12 protein-coding genes are annotated in these 19,937 nt (G+C 69.7%); 5 read left to right on the forward strand and 7 right to left on the reverse strand.

Annotated elements, in window-relative coordinates:
* Window positions 1–405 precede the first annotated feature (405 nt).
* From ABMQ42_RS09935 to ABMQ42_RS09950, 4 genes are all read right to left on the reverse strand, one after another.
* On the reverse strand, window positions 406–1,596 hold the full coding sequence (locus ABMQ42_RS09935) for a bifunctional 2-methylcitrate synthase/citrate synthase (protein WP_349722824.1): 1,191 nt from the start codon (window positions 1,594–1,596) through the stop codon (window positions 406–408).
* Window positions 1,597–1,603: 7 nt separating this feature from the next.
* The gene (gene prpB, locus ABMQ42_RS09940; RefSeq protein WP_349722825.1) at window positions 1,604–2,503 is read right to left on the reverse strand and encodes a methylisocitrate lyase; all 900 of its coding nucleotides are present in this window, start codon (window positions 2,501–2,503) and stop codon (window positions 1,604–1,606) included.
* Window positions 2,504–2,651: 148 nt separating this feature from the next.
* Window positions 2,652–4,181 (reverse strand): MmgE/PrpD family protein, encoded by a 1,530-nt coding sequence (locus tag ABMQ42_RS09945; protein WP_349722826.1) that lies wholly within the window; start codon window positions 4,179–4,181, stop codon window positions 2,652–2,654.
* Entirely contained in the window at window positions 4,178–4,822 is a 645-nt protein-coding gene (locus tag ABMQ42_RS09950; protein ID WP_349722827.1) for a GntR family transcriptional regulator, read from the reverse strand. The genes ABMQ42_RS09945 and ABMQ42_RS09950 overlap by 4 nt, the downstream gene beginning before the upstream one ends.
* 131 nt (window positions 4,823–4,953) lie before the next feature.
* On the opposite strand from ABMQ42_RS09950, the gene ABMQ42_RS09955 reads away from it, so the two are divergent.
* The 4 genes from ABMQ42_RS09955 to ABMQ42_RS09970 all read left to right on the forward strand — a co-directional run bounded on the left by ABMQ42_RS09955 (window position 4,954) and on the right by ABMQ42_RS09970 (window position 9,317).
* Window positions 4,954–6,132, forward strand: coding sequence for a thiolase family protein (locus ABMQ42_RS09955; protein ID WP_349722828.1), 1,179 nt, complete (start codon window positions 4,954–4,956; stop codon window positions 6,130–6,132).
* Window positions 6,133–6,307: 175 nt separating this feature from the next.
* Entirely contained in the window at window positions 6,308–7,231 is a 924-nt protein-coding gene (locus ABMQ42_RS09960) for an ABC transporter ATP-binding protein (RefSeq protein ID WP_349722829.1), read from the forward strand.
* Entirely contained in the window at window positions 7,228–8,841 is a 1,614-nt protein-coding gene (locus ABMQ42_RS09965) for an ABC transporter permease (protein ID WP_349722830.1), read from the forward strand. Before ABMQ42_RS09960 ends, ABMQ42_RS09965 begins: the two co-directional genes overlap by 4 nt.
* 11 nt (window positions 8,842–8,852) lie before the next feature.
* The gene (locus ABMQ42_RS09970) at window positions 8,853–9,317 is read left to right on the forward strand and encodes a GbsR/MarR family transcriptional regulator (RefSeq protein ID WP_349722831.1); all 465 of its coding nucleotides are present in this window, start codon (window positions 8,853–8,855) and stop codon (window positions 9,315–9,317) included.
* A gap of 80 nt (window positions 9,318–9,397) precedes the next feature.
* On the opposite strand, the gene ABMQ42_RS09975 is transcribed toward ABMQ42_RS09970, so the two are convergent.
* Window positions 9,398–14,242, reverse strand: coding sequence for a DUF5979 domain-containing protein (locus ABMQ42_RS09975; protein ID WP_349722832.1), 4,845 nt, complete (start codon window positions 14,240–14,242; stop codon window positions 9,398–9,400).
* Window positions 14,243–14,662: 420 nt separating this feature from the next.
* Between ABMQ42_RS09975 and ABMQ42_RS09980 the strand changes: the two genes are divergently transcribed.
* Window positions 14,663–16,129: a helix-turn-helix transcriptional regulator gene (locus tag ABMQ42_RS09980; RefSeq protein ID WP_349722833.1), complete on the forward strand. Its 1,467-nt coding sequence runs from the start codon at window positions 14,663–14,665 to the stop codon at window positions 16,127–16,129.
* 21 nt (window positions 16,130–16,150) lie between these two features.
* Here the strand turns inward: ABMQ42_RS09980 and ABMQ42_RS09985 are convergent, their stop codons facing one another.
* Window positions 16,151–18,208, reverse strand: a complete 2,058-nt coding sequence (locus ABMQ42_RS09985; RefSeq protein ID WP_349722834.1) for an ABC transporter ATP-binding protein — start codon at window positions 18,206–18,208, stop codon at window positions 16,151–16,153.
* Window positions 18,205–19,932, reverse strand: coding sequence for an ABC transporter ATP-binding protein (locus tag ABMQ42_RS09990; RefSeq protein WP_349722835.1), 1,728 nt, complete (start codon window positions 19,930–19,932; stop codon window positions 18,205–18,207). Before ABMQ42_RS09990 ends, ABMQ42_RS09985 begins: the two co-directional genes overlap by 4 nt.
* Window positions 19,933–19,937 lie beyond the last annotated feature (5 nt).

Consider the following 19,937-nt stretch of genomic DNA (forward strand, 5'->3'; position numbering starts at 1 on the left):
GGGTGTGCGGCGGGATGCCGCGGGCCGTGGCATCCCCTCTCCGCAACCGCTTGCACCCGGTGCACTCGCACCCACCTCGGCACCGTGCCCCGGGTTCAGCAGTCGATTTCTGCAAGCCGAACTGCCGCCCCCTTGCCGTTGGCGACTGCCGAACAGCCGACGGCGTGAACTCCGCGCGCACCCTCATGTTCGGCAGTCTGTTTCTGCAGGACGAGGCGCCGCGGGCCTGCAGTTGCTGACTGCTGAACATGACGGGTCGGGATGCCACGAACTCACGGCCGTCCGCGCTGCCTCCCCCGCCCCCCCAAACGGTGAGAGTGCAGCGGGTGGACGAGGAGTAGGGAACGCCCCTACCTTTCGTCCACCCGCTGCACTCTCAGCGATCAGGGGCGAGCGCCAGGTGTGTCAGCCCGCGGCCTCCTCGGGGCGGTCCGCGGCCGCGGTGGCCGCGGCATCCGGCACGTATCCCTCAATGTGCCGCTCGTCCGAGCCGTTGTACGCCGACAGCGGCCGGATCAGCGCGTTGGAGGCCTGCTGCTCCATGATGTGCGCCGTCCAGCCGGTGACCCGCGACGCGACGAACAGCGGCGTGAAGGTGAGCGTGTCGAAGCCGATGAGGTTGTACGCCGGGCCCGACGGGTAGTCGAGGTTCGGATAGATGCCCTTGCGGCCCACGAACTCGCTCTCGAGCGCGTCGTAGAGCGCGAGCACGTCGGGCCGGTCGTAGTGCGCGACGAGGCTGTCGAGCGCCGCCTTCATCGTCGGCACGCGCGAGTCGCCGCGCTTGTACACCCGGTGCCCGAAGCCCATGATCTTGCGCTTGCGCGCGAGCGCGTCATCCAGCCATTCCTTCACCTTCGACGCCGAGCCGATCTCATCGAAGATGTGCAGCACCGCCTCGTTGGCCCCGCCGTGCAGCGGGCCCTTGAGCGCCCCGATCGCACCGGTCACGGCCGAGTACACGTCCGACAGGGTCGAGGTGATGACCCGGGCCGTGAACGTCGACGCGTTGAAGGAGTGCTCGGCGTACAGGATCATCGAGCGGTTGAACGCGTCGACGACGACCGGGTCGGCCTCCTCGCCGAACGTCATCCACAGGAAGTTCGCGCCGTAGTCGAGGTCGTCGCGCGGAGCCACGGCCTCCTGCCCGCGACGCCGGCGCTGGCCGTACGCGACGATCGCCGGAAGAGCCGCGAACAGGCGGATGCTGCGGTCCAGGTTCTCTTCGGGGGTGCCGACGGCGTCGAGCACGTTGCCGATGCCCGCGAGGTCGGCGGCGCCGATGACCGAGACGGCGGTGCGCACCTCGTCCATGGGGTGGGCGCCCGTCGGCAGCAGGTCGATGGCCGCCTTCACATCGTCGGCGAGGGCACGATGCGCGCGCTCGGTCGCGCGCAGCTGCGCGAGCTGCGACTCGGTGGGCAGCTCCCCGTGCCACAGCAGATAGGCGACCGCCTCGAACGGCTGCGTCGCGGCGAGCTCCTGCACCGGGTACCCGCGGTACAGCAGCGAATTGGTGTCGGGGCTGACCTTGCTGATCGCGGTGTAGTCGACGGTGACCCCGGCAAGGCCCTTCTTGATCTCGATGTCGGTCATGGTTCTCCTATCGGGCGATCTGGAAGTTGAAGACGCCGGTGTCGAAGTGGTTGTACGACTCGTAGTCCACCAGATCGTAGAGGTCGGCGCGGTGCTGCATCTCCCCGAGCCTGCTCGTGAGATGGCCCTCGTCGATCAGGGTGTCGAGAGCGCGGGATGCCGCACCCATGGCGATCCGCAGCAGCGAGACCGGCCAGATCACGATGTTCACCCCGACGCTGCGCAGCTGCTCGACGCTGAAGAGGTCGCTCTTGCCGAACTCGGTCATGTTCGCGAGGATCGGCACGTCGACGGCATCCCGCATCGCGGCGAACTCGTCGAGGGTGCGCATCGCCTCCGGGAAGATCGCGTCCGCACCGGCATCCACCAGCGCCTTCGCCCTGTCCTTCGCGGCATCCAGCCCGTCCACCGCCCGGATGTCGGTGCGCGCCATGATCAGGAAGTTCGGGTCGCGGCGGGCATCGGCGGCGGCGCGGATGCGCTTGACCGCGGTGTCCTGATCGACCACCTGCTTGCCGTCGAGGTGGCCGCAGCGCTTGGGGTTGATCTGGTCTTCGATGTGCGTGCCGGCAAGGCCCGCGTCTTCGAGCGTCTGGATCGTGCGGGCGACGTTCATCGGCTCGCCGAAGCCGGTGTCGGCGTCGATGATCGCGGGCAGCTCGGTCATGCGGGCGATCTGCTCGCCGCGGCCGGCGACCTCGGTGAGCGTCGTCAGGCCGATGTCGGGCAGGCCGAGGTCGGCGGAGAGCACGGCTCCCGAGATGTAGACGCCCTCGAAGCCCTTCTGCTCGATGAGCCGGGCCGACAGCGGGTTGAAGGCGCCGGGGAACCGCAGCAGCTCGCCGCTCGCGAGCCGCTCGCGGAACAGGCGCCGCTTCTCGGCGGCCGGGGTCTTTGCGTACAGCATCAGAACACGCTCTCTTCTCGCATCGACGCCCCGCCACGCGGCGCGGACGCCATCCAGGGTTCGGAGGATCGCGCGAACTTCGGACGTTTTCCGCCGAATCCTCCGAACTTGGCGTGATCTTCCGAAGTCTGTGAGCGATCGGCGCGCATCAGAACAGCCCCTTCGGCGCCGGAGCCGTCGCGAGCACGCCCGGCTTGGCCACGATCGTGAGCTGCTGCACCTCTTCGGCGCTCAGCTCGGGCAGGCGCTGCGCGAGTTCGAGGAACCGCTCGATCTCTTCGGGCTCGAGCACGGGCTCGGCCAGCATGCGGAACTTGCGGACGTAGTCCTCGCGCGCGAACGGGCGGGCGCCCAGCGGGTGCGCGTCGGCGACGGCGATCTCCTCGACGATCCTTCCGCCGTCGGCGAAGGTGATCTCGACGCGGCCGCCGAACGCCTTCTCGTTCGGATCCTCGGAGTGGTAGCGGCGCGTCCACTCCTCGTCTTCGGCGGTGGTGACCTTCTTCCACAGCGCGACCGTGTCATCTCGCTGCGCACGCTCGGGCGCATACGAGTCGACGTGGTGCCATGCCCCGTCCTGCAGGGCGACCGTGAAGATGTACGGGATCGAGTGGTCGAGCGTCTCGCGCGAGGCGTGCGGGTCGTACTTCTGCGGGTCGTTGGCGCCCGAGCCGATCACGTAGTGGGTGTGGTGGCTGGTGTGCAGCACGATCGAGGCGATGTTGTCGGGCGCGAACGCCTCGGCGGGGTGCTCGTTGTGCAGCTTGCGCGCCAGGTCGATCCAGGCCTGCGCCTGGTACTCGGCCGAGTGCTCTTTGGTGAACGAGTCGAGGATGGCCCGCTTGGACTCGCCCGAGCCCGGCAGCGGCACGTCGTACGCGGCATCCGGCCCGTCCAGCAGCCAGGCGATCACGCCGTCTTCGCCCTCGTAGATCGGGCTGGGGCTGGTCTCGCCGCGCATCGCGCGGTCGACGGCCTCGACCGCCATCTTCCCTGCGAATGCCGGCGCGTGCGCCTTCCAGCTGGAGATCTCGCCCTTGCGCGACTGGCGCGTGGCGGTGGTCGTGTGCAGCGCCTGTCCGACGGCCTGGTAGATCGTCTCGACGGGCAGGTCGAGCAGCGTGCCGATGCCGGCGGCGGCCGACGGGCCGAGATGCGCGACGTGGTCGATCTTGTGCTTGTGCAGGCTGATCGCGCGGGTGAGGTCGATCTGGATCTCGTATCCCGTGGCGATGCCGCGCACGAGCGCCGCGCCGTCCTTGGTCGCGTGCTGCGCGACCGCGAGGATCGGCGGGATGTTGTCGCCCGGGTGCGAGTACTCGGCGGCCAGGAACGTGTCGTGGTAGTCGAGCTCGCGCACGGCCACGCCGTTCGCCCACGCCGCCCACTCCGGGCTCGTGCGGCGGTCGAGCGCGCAGCCGAACACGGTCGAGCCGTCGCCCGAGACCGACACGGCGTGGTCGAGGGCCTGCTGACGTGCCGCGCTGACGGGCCGCCGGGTGAGGGATGCCGCGGCCACGGCCGCGTTGTCGATCACACGGTTGATGATCATGTCGACGACGTCGTCGTCGACCGGGATGGGGTCGGCGGCGACCTCGGCGATCTTGTACGCGAGCTGCTGGTCACGGGGCAGCTCCTCTTCGCTCTTGTAGACGCGAACGTGGTGCGTGACGGTCATGCTGCTCCTTGTTCCGAGGCCACGGAGGCGAGGATGCTCTCCAGGGCGTTGTGCAGATGGATGTGGGTCGCGTGCGCGGCGAGCTCTTCGTCGCCGGCCGCGATCGCCTGGGAGATGAGCTTGTGCTCGGCGACGGCCGAGGCGAGGCGCTCGGGGTTCTCGCGCGCCATGCGCCGCACCCGCACGAGGTGCGTGCGGATCGTGCGCAGCGCGGAGGTCAGATAATCGTTGGCGACGGCCGCATCGAGCGCCGCATCGAACCGGGCGAACAGCTCGTGGTAGGCGTCGGGCGCATCGGTCTCGCCGATGCGGACGGCGGCGAAGCCGTCTGCCAGCGACGCGAAGATCGCGGCATCCGCCCGCTGCGCCGCCAGGCGAGCCGCCGTCTCTTCCAGCGCGCGGCGCATCTCGAAGATCTCGCGGATGTCACCGGCATCGATCTCGCTGACCACGGTCACGCGCGGCGACTGCTGCACGACCAGGCCGTCGGCGGCGAGACGCCCGATGGCCTCGCGGAGCGGTGTGCGGCTGACGCCGAGCCGGGCGGCCTGCTCGACCTCGCCGAGCACGGCACCCGGTGCGAGCACGCCCGACTGGATCTCGTCGAGAAGGATGCCGTAGGCACGGTCGCTGGCGCGCATACGCTCCCCCTTCTTCGGTGACTCCGGAGCTAGTGTATGCACAATCACCACAGAATGCGACCTGAGACGCAGACCGGGTCGTCTAGCGTATACATTCGTCCGGCTCTCGCCGGTCGATCTAGAGTGAGGTCATGGCTACCGCTGTCATTGTCGACGCTGTTCGCACCCCGTCGGGTCGGGGCAAGCCCGGGGGCGCGCTCTCGGGGGTGCATCCGGTGGATCTGGGGGCGCTGGTGCTCTCCTCGCTGCTGGAGCGCAACGGGTTGGAGTCGGCACAGATCGATGACGTGCTGATGGGATGCGTCAGCCAGATCGGCGACCAGTCGGTCAACCTCGCCCGTAACGCCGTGCTCGCGGCCGGGTTCGACGAGACCGTGCCAGCCACCACCATCGACCGGCAATGCGGGTCCAGCCAGCAGGCCGCGCACTTCGCCGCACAGGGCGTGATCGCCGGCGCCTACGACATCGTCATCGCCGGAGGCGTCGAATCCATGAGCCGGGTCCCGCTGGGCTCCTCCTCCACCGGCGGATCACCCACCTCCCCGAAGATGCGCGAGCGCTACCCCGACGGGCTGGTCAACCAGGGCGTGTCCGCCGAGCTCATCGCCGCGAAATGGGGCTTCGACCGCGACACGCTCGACACGTTCTCCGCAGAATCGCACCGCCGCGCGGCCGCCGCATGGGAAGCCCACCGGTTCGACCGGGAGCTGATCCCCGTGCCCACCGAGAACGGCGAGGTCGCGGTCGATGAGACCGTGCGCGCGGGCACCACCACCGAGAAGCTCGCCGGACTTCCGGCATCCTTCCGCACCGATGAGGCCACCGCACGATTCCCGCAGATCGGCTGGAACATCACCCCCGGCAACTCCTCGCCCCTGACCGACGGGGCCTCCGCCCTGCTGATCATGAGCGAACAGAAGGCCACCGAACTCGGCCTGACCCCGCGCGCCCGGTTCCACACCTTCGCCGTGGTCGGCGACGACCCCCTCTACATGCTCACCGGCCCCATCCCCGCCACGAAGAAGATCCTCGAGAAGGCCGGGCTTTCCATCGACGACATCGACGCCTACGAGGTCAACGAGGCCTTCGCCCCCGTCCCTCTCGCCTGGGCCCACGAGATCGGCGCCGACCCCGCCCGGCTCAACCCCTGGGGCGGCGCCATCGCCCTCGGCCACCCGCTCGGCGCCACCGGTGCGCGCCTGATGGGCACCCTGCTCTCCTCCCTCGAAGCCACCGGCGGCAGATACGGCCTGCAGACCATGTGCGAAGGCGGCGGCATGGCCAACGCCACCATCATCGAACGGCTCTGAGGCCTCGGAACCGCCGATCGCCCGTTCAGAACTCATCCGATCGGTGCCGGCGAGCGACGAATACGGCTGTTTCGTGGCCTGAAGCGCGCAGACATGCTGAGTTCTGAACGGGGGCGACACGCAGATCCATTCGTACTGTTCACAAATTCATGAACAACGCGTACACTCGTCGCCCATGAGCACCGTCATCCACACAGAGTCGCTGCACAAGCACTACCGCCGCGTCCACGCCCTCGACGGCCTCGACCTGAGCGTCGAGTCGGGGCAGGTGCACGGCTTCCTCGGCCCGAACGGCGCCGGCAAGACCACGACGATCCGCATTCTGCTCGGGCTCGCGCGCAAGACGAGAGGCGCGGCATCCGTCTTCGGACTCGACCCGTGGAACGACGCCGTCGCCGTCCACAAGCGCACCGCCTATGTGCCCGGCGACGTGAGCGTCTGGCCGAACCTCTCCGGCGGCGAAGCCATCGACCTGCTCGCCCGCTTGCGCGGCGCCTCGCGCCGCGACCGCGCCTACCGCGCCGAGCGCGACCGCCTCGCCGAGGTCTTCGACTTCGACCCGCGCCCGAAGGGCCGCAGCTACTCGAAGGGCAACCGGCAGAAGATCGCGCTCATCGCCGCGTTCGCGGTGCCCGCCGACCTGTACATCCTCGACGAACCGACCAGTGGCCTCGACCCCCTCATGGAGGTCGCCTTCCGCGACGAGATCACCCGGGTGCGGGATGCCGGAGCCACCGTGCTGCTCTCGAGCCACATCCTCTCCGAGGTCGAGCTGCTCTGCGACCGCGTCTCGATCATCCGCGCGGGGCGCATCGTCGAGTCGGGCACGCTCGACGAGCTGCGGCACCTGACCCGCTCGGAGATCTCGTTCGAAGCGGAAGGCCTCGCCGCCCTCGAGGGCATCGCCGCCGCGCACGACGCCGCGTTCGCGTCGGGGCGGGCGACCTTCACCGTCGACAGCGACGACGTCGACGCCGTGCTGCCCGAGCTCGCCCGCCGCAGGGTCGCGGGGCTGCGCATCGCGCCGCCGTCGCTCGAAGAGCTGTTCCTGCGGCACTACGGCGACGACCTGGAGAAGATCGAGGCGAACAAGCGATGATCGGCACGCTTCTGCGTCAGCGGTTCCGACGCGACTGGCTGCAGCTTCTGCTGTGGATCCTCGGCACCGTGCTGATGGCGGTCGCCGGCTACTCCGGCGTCACCCAGTCGTACGGCACGCTCGAAGACCGGCAGAACATCCTCGCCGCCGCCCTCGCGAACCCCGTGATCCTCATGTTCCGCGGGCTTCCATCGGGTCCGGGTGAAGGAGCCTTCCTTGCGTTCGAGGTGCTCCCCTGGCTCGCGATCCTCGCCGCCCTCATGTCGCTGTTCCTCGCCATACGTCACACGCGCGCCGACGAAGAGGCCGGCCGCAGCGAGCTGCTGTCGGCGACCCCCGCCTCGCGCACGCTGCCGACCGTCGCAACGATCGTCCACGGCGTCCTCGCCAACGTGGTCCTCGCAGTGCTGACGACACTCGCCCTACTGTCGGTGGGGTTGGATGCCGCGGGCTCGACGCTCGCGGGAGCCGCCGCCGGCGCGACCGGGATCGTCTTCCTGGGGATCGGCCTGATCGCGGCGCAGCTGATGCGCACCTCGCGCGGGGCGAACTCACTGACCGTCTGGGTGCTCGTGGCGACGTTCCTGCTGCGCGGCATCGGCAATGCGGCCGGCACGCCCAGCGACGACCTCACGCACGTCACGAGCGCATGGCCGGCATGGATCTCACCGTTCGGCTGGGCCGAGCAGGCCCGCCCCTTCGACGAGGACATCTGGTGGCCGGTCGCACTGGCGCTCGTGGTCGGCATCGGTCTCGCAGTCGTCGCGGCCGTGCTGCAGTCGGCGCGTGACATGGGCGCGAGCTTCATCGCGCCGCGCATGGGGCGCGTGCATGCGCGCCCCGCCCTGGCCTCGACCCACGCACTCGTCTGGCGACTGTCGAGCGGCTCGCTCATCGGCTGGGCCGTGGGCGGCGCCCTCACCGGCATCCTCGCCACCAGCCTCGGCGGCGTGATCGACCAGGTGTCGACCGAGAACCCGGCGGTGGCCGACATCCTGAAGAAGATCTCGCAGTCCGGCACCCTCGACGAGGCGATGGTGACGGTGTTCTTCACGATGCTCGGGATCGTGGCGGGATGCTGCGCGGTCCAGACCGTCGCACGCGCCCGGCAGGAAGAGGCCCACGGCACGGCCGAGCCGATCCTGGGCACGCCGACGCGTCGCGTGATGTGGCTGGCCGACTACCTCATCGTCGCGACCTGCGCCGTGCTCATCGTCGCCGCTGCCGCGGTGGTGTTCGCCTTCATCGGGATGGCCTCGTCGGGCGGCGGCTCAGACATCGCGCGCACCGTGCTCGTGGACGGCGCAGGGCAGGCGGTCGCGGCATCCGTGTTCACGGTCATCACGGGGCTCGTGTTCGTGCTGGTGCCGCGCGCGACGATCGGTCTGGCGTGGGCGCTGCTGCTGATCGCCACGATGCTCGGCCTGTTCGGACCGCTGTTCGGCATGCCCGAGTGGACGACGAACATTTCGCCGTTCGGCGCGACGCCCGTGGTCTCGGGCGGCGACGTCGATGTGCGCGGGCTGTGGTGGCTGGTGCTGGTGGTCGCGGTGGGGGCCGTGGCATCCCTCACCCTCATGCGGCGGCGCGAGCTGGCGACGAACGGATAGATTCGAAGACGATGACCGAGCACCGCGCGATCGAGGCCGCCGAACGCGGCGCTGCCGTCATGACCGCGGCCGGCATGCCGCGCATGCCCGCGCGGGTCATGATGGCGCTGATCGCCGCGCCCGAAGACGGATACACCGCCGGCGAGCTGTGCGAGCGACTCGGCGTGAGCGCGGCTGCGGTGTCGGGGGCTGTGCGGTACCTGCAGCAGCTGCATTTCATCCAGCGGCGTACGGTGCCCGGCGAGCGCCGCGAGCGCTACGTGCTTCTCGAGGACGCCTTCTACCGCTCGGTCGTCGACAACGACCCGGTCTACACGCGGGCAGCGGCGACGCTCGACGAGATGGCGGGTGAGTTGGATGCCGACCCCGCCGCGCAGCAGCGCGCGGCCGACATCGCCGGGTTCCTGCGGTTTCTCGCGAAGCGGATGCCGCGGCTCATCGACGAGTGGGAGATCGAGCGCTCCGCGGGTCGCTGACCGGTCTCGGAGCGTACGCGCAGCGTGACACGAGGGGCCGGGAACACGTGCTCCCGGCCCCTCAAGCACATCACTTCACATCACTTCGCCGTGCGACGCCGCCGGACGGCGAGCAGCACCGCCCCGCCGATCAGGAGGGCGACACCGAGCGCACCGAGCGCGAGCGTCCGCGCACCGTCGAGGCCGGTCACCGGCAGGACGGGCGGGTCGACGTACGCGTTCGTGAGGGTCACGGCGTGCGTGCCGTCCGCCGCCAGCGTGAGATCGGCGGCATCGCCGTCGGCCGTCAGCGTCACCGCGTCATCAGCACTCGTCCAGGCCGCGCCGGTCCACGCGACGTTGTCGGGCAGATCGGTCTCGCCCTCGCTCACTTGGATCGTCGTGCCCACCGGCAGATCGGCGATCACGGTCTGCTCGCCGGCCGAGAGCGTGACGTCACGCTGCTGGTCGGCGCCTTCGAGATCCGTCCAGGACAGTGTCACCGGGAAGGTCGTGCCGGCGGGAACATCGCCCGCTGCCGGGCCCGAGAGCTTCTTCGTGAGTGCTACCGATGCCCGCACGGGCGACGCGTGGTTCGTCAGCGTCGCCGCCGAGGTCGTCGCCGCGCCGATCGTCACGACCGCCGACCCGTCGGCCTGCGCCGCGACGTCGCCCGCCCACGTCGGCGTATCCCATGTGAACGCCGCGTCGGCGGCCGGCTTCTGCTCGGTGAGCGTCACCTGCGTGCCGTAGGGGAGCTGTCGCCCGAGCGAGACGACCGTGCCATCGGTCGGCACGGTGAGGTCTGCGGACTGATCGGCGCCGTCGGCATCGATCCAGTTCGCCGTCACGGTCACATCGTCGGGCACCCGCGGGTCGTCGCCGGCGATGCCGGTCACCTGCTTGGCCACCGACAGGGTGCCGGGCGCCCACGTCGCCTCGTTCACGACCGTCACGAGCGTCGAGGCGCCCTGCTGGTCCGAGACCGTCACGGTCGCGGTGCCGTCGCCGTTGTCGGTGACATCGTCGCCGAGTACCACCGTGTGTCCCCACACCACCGTGTCGGCGGTGGGGGCGTCGTGCTCGACGAGGCTCACGACGGTGCCGTACGGCAGGTCCTCACCGAGTGACGTGGGCTCCTGGCTGCCGATGAGCAGTTCTTTGGTGTGGAGCACGCCCTCGGCATCGAACCAGCTTGCCGTCACCGGGAACCGGGCGTCGGCGGGAACGTCGCCTGCCGCCTCACCGGCCACGCCCTTGAGGAGACTGATGCCGGCGGTCGACGTGGCCGCGTGGTTCTCCACCGACACGGCGGCATCGGCATCCCGTCCCACCGTCACGATCGCGCTCGCGCCGTCCACGGCGACACCGGTGCCCGACCACACGGGGGCGCCCCACGCGATGCCGGAGCCGTCGGACGGCACCGTCTCGGTCAGCGTCACCTTCGTGCCCACGAGCAGGTCCTCGCCGAACGGCACCGGTGTGCCGTCGGTGGGCAGCGTCAGCGTCTTCTGCCCGGGAGCGCCCTCTTCATCCCAGGTCGCGGTCACCGTGACCTCGGCCGGCACCGCGGCGTTCGCGGCTTCGGCACCGGTGACCGTCTTCGACAGCGAGAACGTTCCGACCGTGCGGGTGACATGGTTGGTGACGGTCTCGACGGCGGCCTCGGTCGCGTCGTCGGCGGACAGCGTGATCGTCGCCGGCGAGAACGTCGGCTGCGACCAGGTGAGCACGTCGTCGTCCACCGGCAGCGCCTCGGTGAACGTCACCGCGGCACCGATCGGCAGGTCGTCGATCGTGTACGGGTCGCCCGCGGTGACGGTCAACGTGCGGTCGGGCTGCGCGGGGATGTCGCCGTCGATGCCGCTGACGTCGATGTGCGCCGTGACCAGGTAGGTCTGCTGCGCGCCGACAAGTGCGGAGGCCGGACCGTCGACCTGCTTCGTCACGGTCACGGCACCCAGCTGTGCCGTGTTCGTCAGCGCCACGGCGGTGTTCGCGCCGGGCGTCAGGGTCGCCGTGGCGACCGTGCCGTCCCCGTTCACGGTGACGCCGTCAGCGGCAGTGAAGGCGGGGTCGCCGAATGTCGTTCCGGGCACGTCGGGGAACGTCGGCTCGGACAGCTCGAGAGTCCAGCCGGGGCCGGACGCCGCGCGGGCGGTGACGGACGCGTTGTCGCCGGCATGGACCGACAGGTCGTACTCCGCCTTGGTCGCGCCGTCGGGGTCGATCTCCTTGACGTGCACCGTGAACCGCGTGTCGTCGGGAACGAGGTCGGCACCGGGACCGGTCACGTCCTTGTGCAGCGAGAACGTGGCCGGGGTCCACTGCGCGGTGTTGGTGACGGTCGTCAACGAGACGTCGGTCTGCGCGCCGGTCACCGTGACGGTGGCGCTGCCGTCCCCGGCATCCTCCACTCCGTCGCCCGTGATCGCGACGGCGCCCCACGTGACGCCGTCGACGGCCGGCGGGGTGCCCTCGGTGAGGGTCACGACCGCGCCCACAGGCAGATCGTCGAGCACGGCAGGCGTGCCGTCGGTGATCGTGAACGACCGGTCGGGCTGCGCGGGCACGCCGGACAGGCCACTCGTGTCGATGTGCGCGGTGACCGGGAACTCTGTACCGGAGGGCACACGGGCGGCCGCCGGCCCGTCGATCGCCTTGACGACCCGCAGCGAACCCAGCTGGGCCGTGTTCGTGAGCGTCACATCGATGTTCGTCGCGGGAGTGATCGTGGCGGTCGCGGTCTTGCCGCCGTCGCCGACGACGACACCGTCGGAAGCCGTGAACACCGGGTCGCCGAACACGACGCCCGGAACCTTCGGCATCGTCGGCTCGGAGAGCTGGATCTTCCATCCCTTGCCACGCGCGTTCGGGCCGCTGATCGGTGAGCCGTCCAGCGGGACGTTCAGGTCGTACTCCTTCTGGACGGTGCCGTCGGGATCGATCTCCTTGGCGTGCACCGTGAAGGTCGTGTCGGCCGGCACGAGATCGGCGCCCGCGGTGTCGGCAAGGTGCTTGACCACCGCGACGGAGCCGCGTGACACGCCCTGCCCGGTGCCGCTGCCGCTGTTGTTCTGCCGGGAGCTCGACGTGTAGGTCTTGCCGTTGACGACCGCGTTGTTGCTGTACACGGTGCCGGGCGCATCCATGCCGCCGCTCGCGGTGCACGTCGTGTAGCTGATGACGTACTGGTATTCGCGGCTGAAGCCGGTGGCCGTGGAGCCGTCGGGCTGGGTCAGCGTCGGCTGCGGGATCACGAACGTCAGGTCGTTGCCGTTCTGGGCCGTCGTGACGGAGTCCGTGAGGTCGACGGTGGCGAGGCCGCCGCCGGAGATCTGGTCGACCGCCTGGACCTTCAGTCCGAGACGGGATGCCGCGCTGCCGCCCGATCCCTCGCACACGGCCAGGGACTGGCTGAGCGTGTCGGTGACGGTCAGGTCGGAGTCGACGTCGACGAGGTCCTGGCCGGGAACCGTGATCTTCCAGCCGACCGTCGTCTGCGGCAGGTACTCCACGCCGTCGAGGGTCACGGCGCTGCCGTTGATCGATCCGGTCTTCGCGTCCGTGCGCCCGGGCACCTTCGCATCACTGGAGGTCTCGCCGCCGGCGACGCTCGCCGAGTTGCCGAACGTCTCGCCGCCCTCGGGGAGTCCGTCGGTCGTCGCGCAGGTCGCGTACGTGATCAGGTAGATGTAGGGGTGGGCGCGGAAGGCGAAGCCGTCCTTCGGCGAGAGCGTCGTGCTGAACGCCTGAGCGCTCGACGACACGGTCGCGACGTCGACCTTGTCGGTGATCTCCGTGCGCTTCGAGCCGCTGGGCCCGTACTGCTCGTAGATCCGGATGCCGCTGATCGTGTCGCTGCACAGCGCATGCGCGCCTGACAGCCTCTCGGTGAACGGGATGCCGGTCTTCCCGGCGAGGTTGTCGCCGTCGACGGTGACCGTCCAGGCGATCTTGCCGTTGCGGTCCGCGCCGCCGAGCACCGAACCGCTCTTGGAGATCTTGCCGTGGTAGTCCCAGTCCTGCGTGACGCCGATGACCCCCGAGCTCTCGCCCCAGACGTCGATCGTCGCCTCGTTGGTGTACTCGGTCCCGACCGGGTCGATCTGCCCGTCCGGTGTGCACGTGTTGTACGTGACGCGGTACGTCGTCTTATCGTCCCAGCCACCGGCGGGCTCGGTGATGTGGATCGTGAAGTGCTGATCGTCGGCGCCGGCGACGATCGTCGCCACGTCGGACACGGTGCTCGACGAACCGCCGCGGATCGCGACGACCTTCAGGCCGGAGGGGTCGCAGAGCCGGTGATCGTCACTGAGGGTCTCTGCGATGTTGAGGGCGTCGTTGCCGACGAGACGGTCGCCGGGCAGGTTGATGGTCCATCCGATCGACCAGTGGTCGGAGTTCATGGCCCCGCTCTTGTCCCACGGCGACGGCGGCTCGAGCCCGTCGTCGATCCCGCCCCCGCCGGGCAGCGGGACCTCGACGTCGGTGCCGTTGAGATCGAAGACGACGTCCTTCTCGTCGGTCGCCACGATCGCCGTCACGTCGAACTCGAAAGCACCCTTGACCAGCTCGGGGAAGTCCTCGACCTCGGCGGTCAGCGTGCATGTGGCCAGGCCGGTGCCGGCATCGGTCAGACATGTCGCCCAGGTGACGGTGTCACCCGCACCGTTCGGGCCGGAGAGGTTGAACGGCACGCTCGCGGGGAACGCGAGTTCGTCGGGCAGGCCGATCGTGAAGGTGTCGCCCTCGTGCGGATCGGCGTCCGACGCATCCCACGACCCCGACACCGTCAGAGTGTCGCCGACCGTCGCCTGGGTGTCCGCCGGGGCGATCGTGATGTCGCCCACGACGATCGCCGTGTTCTGGCCGGCCGCCTCGGCCGCCGTCGGGAGCGCCAGGAACGTCGCGGCGGTGACCGCCGCGACGCCGACCAGCGCCATCACCCGGCGTACGGCGCTCCTAGGGCGTGCCTCGTGTCCCCGTCGTGGTCCCCGTCCGATCATCGCGGCGATGCCTCCCCTGTCAGCGCGTTGCAGATCCGGGCGCGCGCAGAGAAGCGCGCTCATGACGCGCCCGGGCACGCGCCGCTCCCCCCGCGTTCGATCCGCAGGCGGCGCCATCGAGATCCAAGCAGTCGTGCCGGGGGCGATTCCGCTCAAAGCGGTGGATTTCACCCCCCGCCCTCACCCCTCACCCGGTGTCAGTGCGCCGCCGGGAACGGTCGTCCTCGCTATCGTGGGACGGGGGACGGACCACCGCTGCACGGGCTTTCGCCGCGGCGCCGGTCATCACGCCCTATTCACGACACCCGGGGGGGCGAAGCTGTGCGTGGGACGGAAGGGACCGATCCGGTCGCGTTGTTGCGGCGTGCCGTCGCGGCGGACGATCGCCCGCGGATCTCCGCACTGGTCTCCACGTATCCGCTCGAGCTGTGGTTCGGCATCCTTCCCGCCGACCTCCAGGTGATCGTCGACACCGCCGACGACGGCTCCGCGCGGGCCACCGACCTCGGCGGGTACATCCTGCGCGCCTTCCTGGCAGGGCCGGCGCGCGCCGATCTTCCGGATGGGACGGATGCCGGCGCCGCGCCGGGGATCCGCCGGGCGCGCACCTTCATCCGAGCGCTCCATCTGCGCATGTCGGGTGATCCCGTGCAGGCGTATGCGCTCATGAGCGAGGATCCACTGGTACGAGCCCCGGTCGCGCCGCTGCTCGACCCCACCCGGGGCACGGGTGCCAGCATCGTCCTTCAAGCGGGGATCACGGCCATGCTCGCGGGGCGCCTGCACGACGCGCTCATGCTGCTCGAGAAGTCACTGCTCTTTCCGATTCCGCCCGCGCTGGCGTTCTTCCACCGCGATGCGCACCTGCGCATCGCCATGATCCATGCCCTCTACGGCGATGGCGCCCTCGCGTGGATGCATCTCGATCTGTCCCGTCAGGTGCCTCGCACGGCCAGCTGGGCCGAGCCGGGGCTCGACACGGATGAATCGCTGGTCGAAGCGCTGAGCACCGCCGAGACCGATCCGGATGCCGCCTTCACCGCGCTCCTGCGGATCCCCATCCCGCGGATGCAGGAGCTCTGGCCGTATCACGTGGTCGCGACGCAGCACATCGGGATGATCACCGGCCGCCTGCGCGAGATGCACGATCGGGCGAGCCAGTTCCGCGCGCTGAACCCAGCGGGCGTCGGCGGCACCGGCCTGGGCGGCAGTGTGGTCGCCCACACCCTCGGGCTGCACGCGCTGCTCGCGGGAGCGAGCTCGGAGTCGGAGCGACTGCTCGCGACGGCCGACCCGCGGCTGTGGGAGACAGCCACCCTCGCGGCCGGCCAGGCGCTGGTCCGCGGATCGGCACCCCCGGCGATACGGCTTCTGCACGGGGTCGCCGACCAGACCGCGGGACTGCCTCGCGCCGACAACTTCCGGCGGATGGTACTGGCTGTCGCCCACGATGTGAGCGGCGCGCACGACGACGCCGATGCCATCCTCTCCGACATCCTCCCCCGACCCGATGTCCTCACGCACGCGATGCTGACCCGCTTCGCGCCGTCGTTCGCGGCGCGCGCGGCGAACGACATCCCGGGATGGCCGGCGCCACGGACCGCGCCGGAGACCGTGGACACGCTGCGCCGACGCGCGCTCACCACCCGCGAGCTCGACGTGCTCGCAGAGCTGGCTCGCGGCCGGTCACGCACCGAGATCGCTCAGCAGCTGTTCATCACCGTGAACACAGTGAAGACACACCAGCGCTCGCTGTACCGGAAGCTGGGCGCCACCACCCGCACCGAGGCCGTCAACGAGGGCCGGCGCCGCGCGCTGCTCTGAGCCTGGCACGCGGCACCCCGGTCAGGCTCCGGCGTCGGGCGCGATGACCGGGACCGCGCTCGTCTCGGCCTCCAGCGCCTCCTCGAGGTCGATGTCGGCGGCGGCCTGCTCGAACTGCGCGCGATACAGGCGCCAGTAGGCGCCCTCCCGAGCGATGAGCTCGTCGTGCGTGCCCTTCTCGACGATGTCGCCGTGCTCCATGACGAGGATGAGGTCCGCGTCTCGGATCGTCGACAGGCGGTGCGCGATCACGAACGAGGTGCGCCCGGCGCGCAGCGCGGCCATCGCGTGCTGCAGCAGCAGCTCGGTGCGTGTGTCGACGGAACTCGTCGCCTCGTCGAGGATCAGCACCGACGGCTGCGCGACGAACGCGCGCGCGATCGTGATCAGCTGCTTCTCGCCCGCCGAGACGTTCGAGGCGTCCTCGTCGAGCACGGTGTCGTAGCCGTCCGGCAGCGAGTGCACGAACGTGTCGACACGCGTCGCGGTCGCGGCATCCACGATCTCGTCATCCGTCGCCGACTGCCGACCGTACCGGATGTTCTCCCGGATCGTGCCGGCGAACAGCCACGGGTCCTGCAGGACCATGCCGGTGCGGGTGCGCACATCGTCACGGGTGAGGGATGCCACGTCCTGCCCGTCGAGCAGGATCCGCCCGCCGTCGAGTTCGTAGAACCGCATGAGCAGATTCACCAGCGTCGTCTTGCCGGCACCCGTGGGCCCGACGATCGCGACCGTCTGTCCCGGTTCGACGCGGAACGACAGGTCGCTGATCAACGGCTGCTCGGGGTCGTACGAGAACTTCACGTGCTCGAACTCGATCACCCCGCGACCGGGCACGTACGCCGGCGCGTCGGGCGCGTCGGGCTGCTGCTCATCGGCGTCGAGCAGGTCGAACACGCGCTCGGCGGACGCCGTGCCCGACTGCACGACCGCGGCCATGCCGCCGAGCTCGGACAGCGGCTGCGTGAACTGCTGCGAGTACTGGATGAACGCCTGCACGTCGCCGAGGCGCAGGTTGCCCGAGGCGACCATCAGCCCGCCGAGCACCGCGATGCCGACGTAACTGAGGCTGCCGATGAACGTCATGCCGGGCATGATGATGCCCGACAGGAACTGCGCCTTGAACGAGGCCTGGAAGAGCTCTTCGTTCTCTTCGGCGAACTGCGCGCGCGACGCGGCGTCGCGCCCGAACACCTGCACGAGCGCGTGGCCTGAGAACGACTCCTCGACCCGCGCGTTCAGGCGCCCGACCTTGCGCCACTGCGTCTTGAACGCCTTCTGCGACTTCGGCCCGATGATGCCGAAGATCACCGCCATCAGCGGCAGGGCGACGAGCGCGACGAGAGCCAGCTGCCACGAGATCGAGAACATCATGACGAGCACGCCGACCACCGTCAGCACGCTCGTGAGCGCGCCCGACAGCGACTGCTGCATGGTCTGCGTGATGTTGTCGATGTCGTTGGTGACGCGCGAGATGAGCTCGCCGCGCTGGACCTTGTCGAAGTACGAGAGCGGCAGCCGGTTCAGCTTGGCCTCGACGTCTTCACGCAGCTGCCACATCGTGCGCACCATGATCACGTTGATGACATAGCCCTGCACCCAGCTCAGCAGTGCCGATGCCACGTAGATCACCATCACCGCGATGATGACGCCCCGCAGCCGGTCGAAGTCGATGCCCGCCCCGACCTGGAAGTTCGACATCGCCGCGACCATGTTCGCGATCTCGCCCTGGCCGGCCGCCCGCAGCGCCTCGACGACCTGATCCTGCGTGGCGGATGCCGGGAACTGACCGCCGAGCGCGGCGGAGACGACGCCCTCGAAGATGATGTTCGTCGCTTCGCCCAGCACCTTCGGCGCGATCACCGCGAGCACGACACCGACGGCGCCCGCGAGCGACACCAGCGAGAAGCCGATCCAGTGGGGCTTCAGCAGCGCGATCATGCGGAAGAAGCTCACTCGGAAGTTCGCGGCCTTGCCGGGGGCGACGCTGTCCCAGTCGCCGGAGTTCTGCCGGGCCTGTTCGGCGAGCTCCTCTTCGAGGCGTTCCTCCTCGGTGGGCAGGTCGGGCGCGCTCATGCCTGCACCCCCAGCTGCGAGTCGACGATCTCTTTGTAGGTCGTGCAGGTCTGAAGCAGTTCGTCGTGCGTGCCGACGCCCACCATGCGCCCGGCTTCGAGCACCACGATGCGGTCGGCGTCGGTGATGGTCGACACGCGCTGTGCCACGACGATCTTGGTCACTCGCGGCATCCGCTGCCACAGCGCCTTGCGCAGCGCGGCGTCGGTCGACAGGTCGAGCGCCGAGAACGAGTCGTCGAACACGAGCACGTCGGGGTCGTGCACGATGGCGCGCGCGATGGCGAGCCGCTGGCGCTGCCCGCCCGACACGTTCGTGCCGCCCTGGGCGATGCGTGCCGAGAGCCCGCCCTCCTTCTCCGCGACGAAGTCGCGGGCCTGCGCGATCTCGAGCGCCTCCCAGAGCTCCGCGTCGGTGGCGTCTTCACGACCGAAGCGCAGGTTCGAGGCGATGGTCCCGGTGAACAGGAACGGGCGCTGCGGCACCAGGCCGATGCCCTGCCACATCGCGTCGAGGTCGGCCTCGCGCACGTCGACGCCCGCCACGCGCACGGCGCCGCCGGTCACGTCGAACAGCCGCGGGATGAGCGAGACCAGCGTGGTCTTGCCCGCTCCTGTCGATCCCACGATCGCGACGGTCTCGCCCGGCTCGGCACGGAACGAGACGTTCTGCAGCACGGGCTCGTCGGCGCCCGGGTACGCGAACGTGACGTCATCGAACTCGACGGTGCCGGGCGCCGTGAAGTCGGCGACCGGGCTCTCGGGACGCTCGAGCGAGCTGTCGGTGTCGAGCACCTCGCCGATGCGCTCGGCCGACACCGCCGCGCGCGGGATCATGATCGTCATGAAACTGGCCATCAGCACACCCATGAGGATCTGGCCGATGTACTGCATGAACGCGAACAGCGTGCCGATGGGCAGGCCGCGGTCATGCACGGCGAGCCCGCCGAACCAGATCACGCCCACCACGGTGAGGTTGAGCACGAGCATCGCGAGCGGGAACAGCAGCACGAACAGCGAGCCGACCTTGCGGCCGACCACCATGATGTCGGTGTTCGCGCCGCGGAAGCGCTCTTCCTCGATGCGCTCGCGCACGAAGGCGCGTACGACGCGCACGCCGGTCAGCTGCTCGCGCATGATGCGGTTCACCGCGTCGAGCTTCGCCTGGTAGCTGCGGAACAGCGGCACCATCCGGCTGATCACCAGCACCGCGAGCACGAGCAGGATCGGCACCGACACGGCGATCAGCCAGCTCAGCCCCACATCCTGACGCAGCGCCATGATGACGCCGCCGATCGCCAGCAGCGGCGCGGTGACGAGCATGGTCGCGCCCATCATCGCGAGCATCTGCACCTGCTGCACGTCGTTGGTGTTGCGGGTGATGAGCGAGCCCGCCCCGAACGTCGAGATCTCGCGCTCGGAGAACGAGCTGACCCGGTCGTACACATCGCGGCGGATGTCGCGACCGGCCGCCATCGCGGCACGCGCGGCGAAGAAGGTGGCGATGATGGATGCCACGATCTGGCCGAGCGAGATCACCAGCATGAACGCGCCATGAGTCCAGATGAACCCGGTGTCACCGGTGGCGACACCCTTGTCGATGATGTCGGCGTTCAGTCGAGGCAGATACAGCTGCGCCATCGCCGATGCGAACTGGAAGACGAGGACGCCCAACAGCAGCCAGCGGTACGTCGTGAGATATCGGAAGAGGATTTTGCCGAGCACGGAGG

Source organism: Microbacterium sp. KR10-403, assembly GCF_040196215.1.
Lineage (GTDB): Bacteria > Actinomycetota > Actinomycetes > Actinomycetales > Microbacteriaceae > Microbacterium.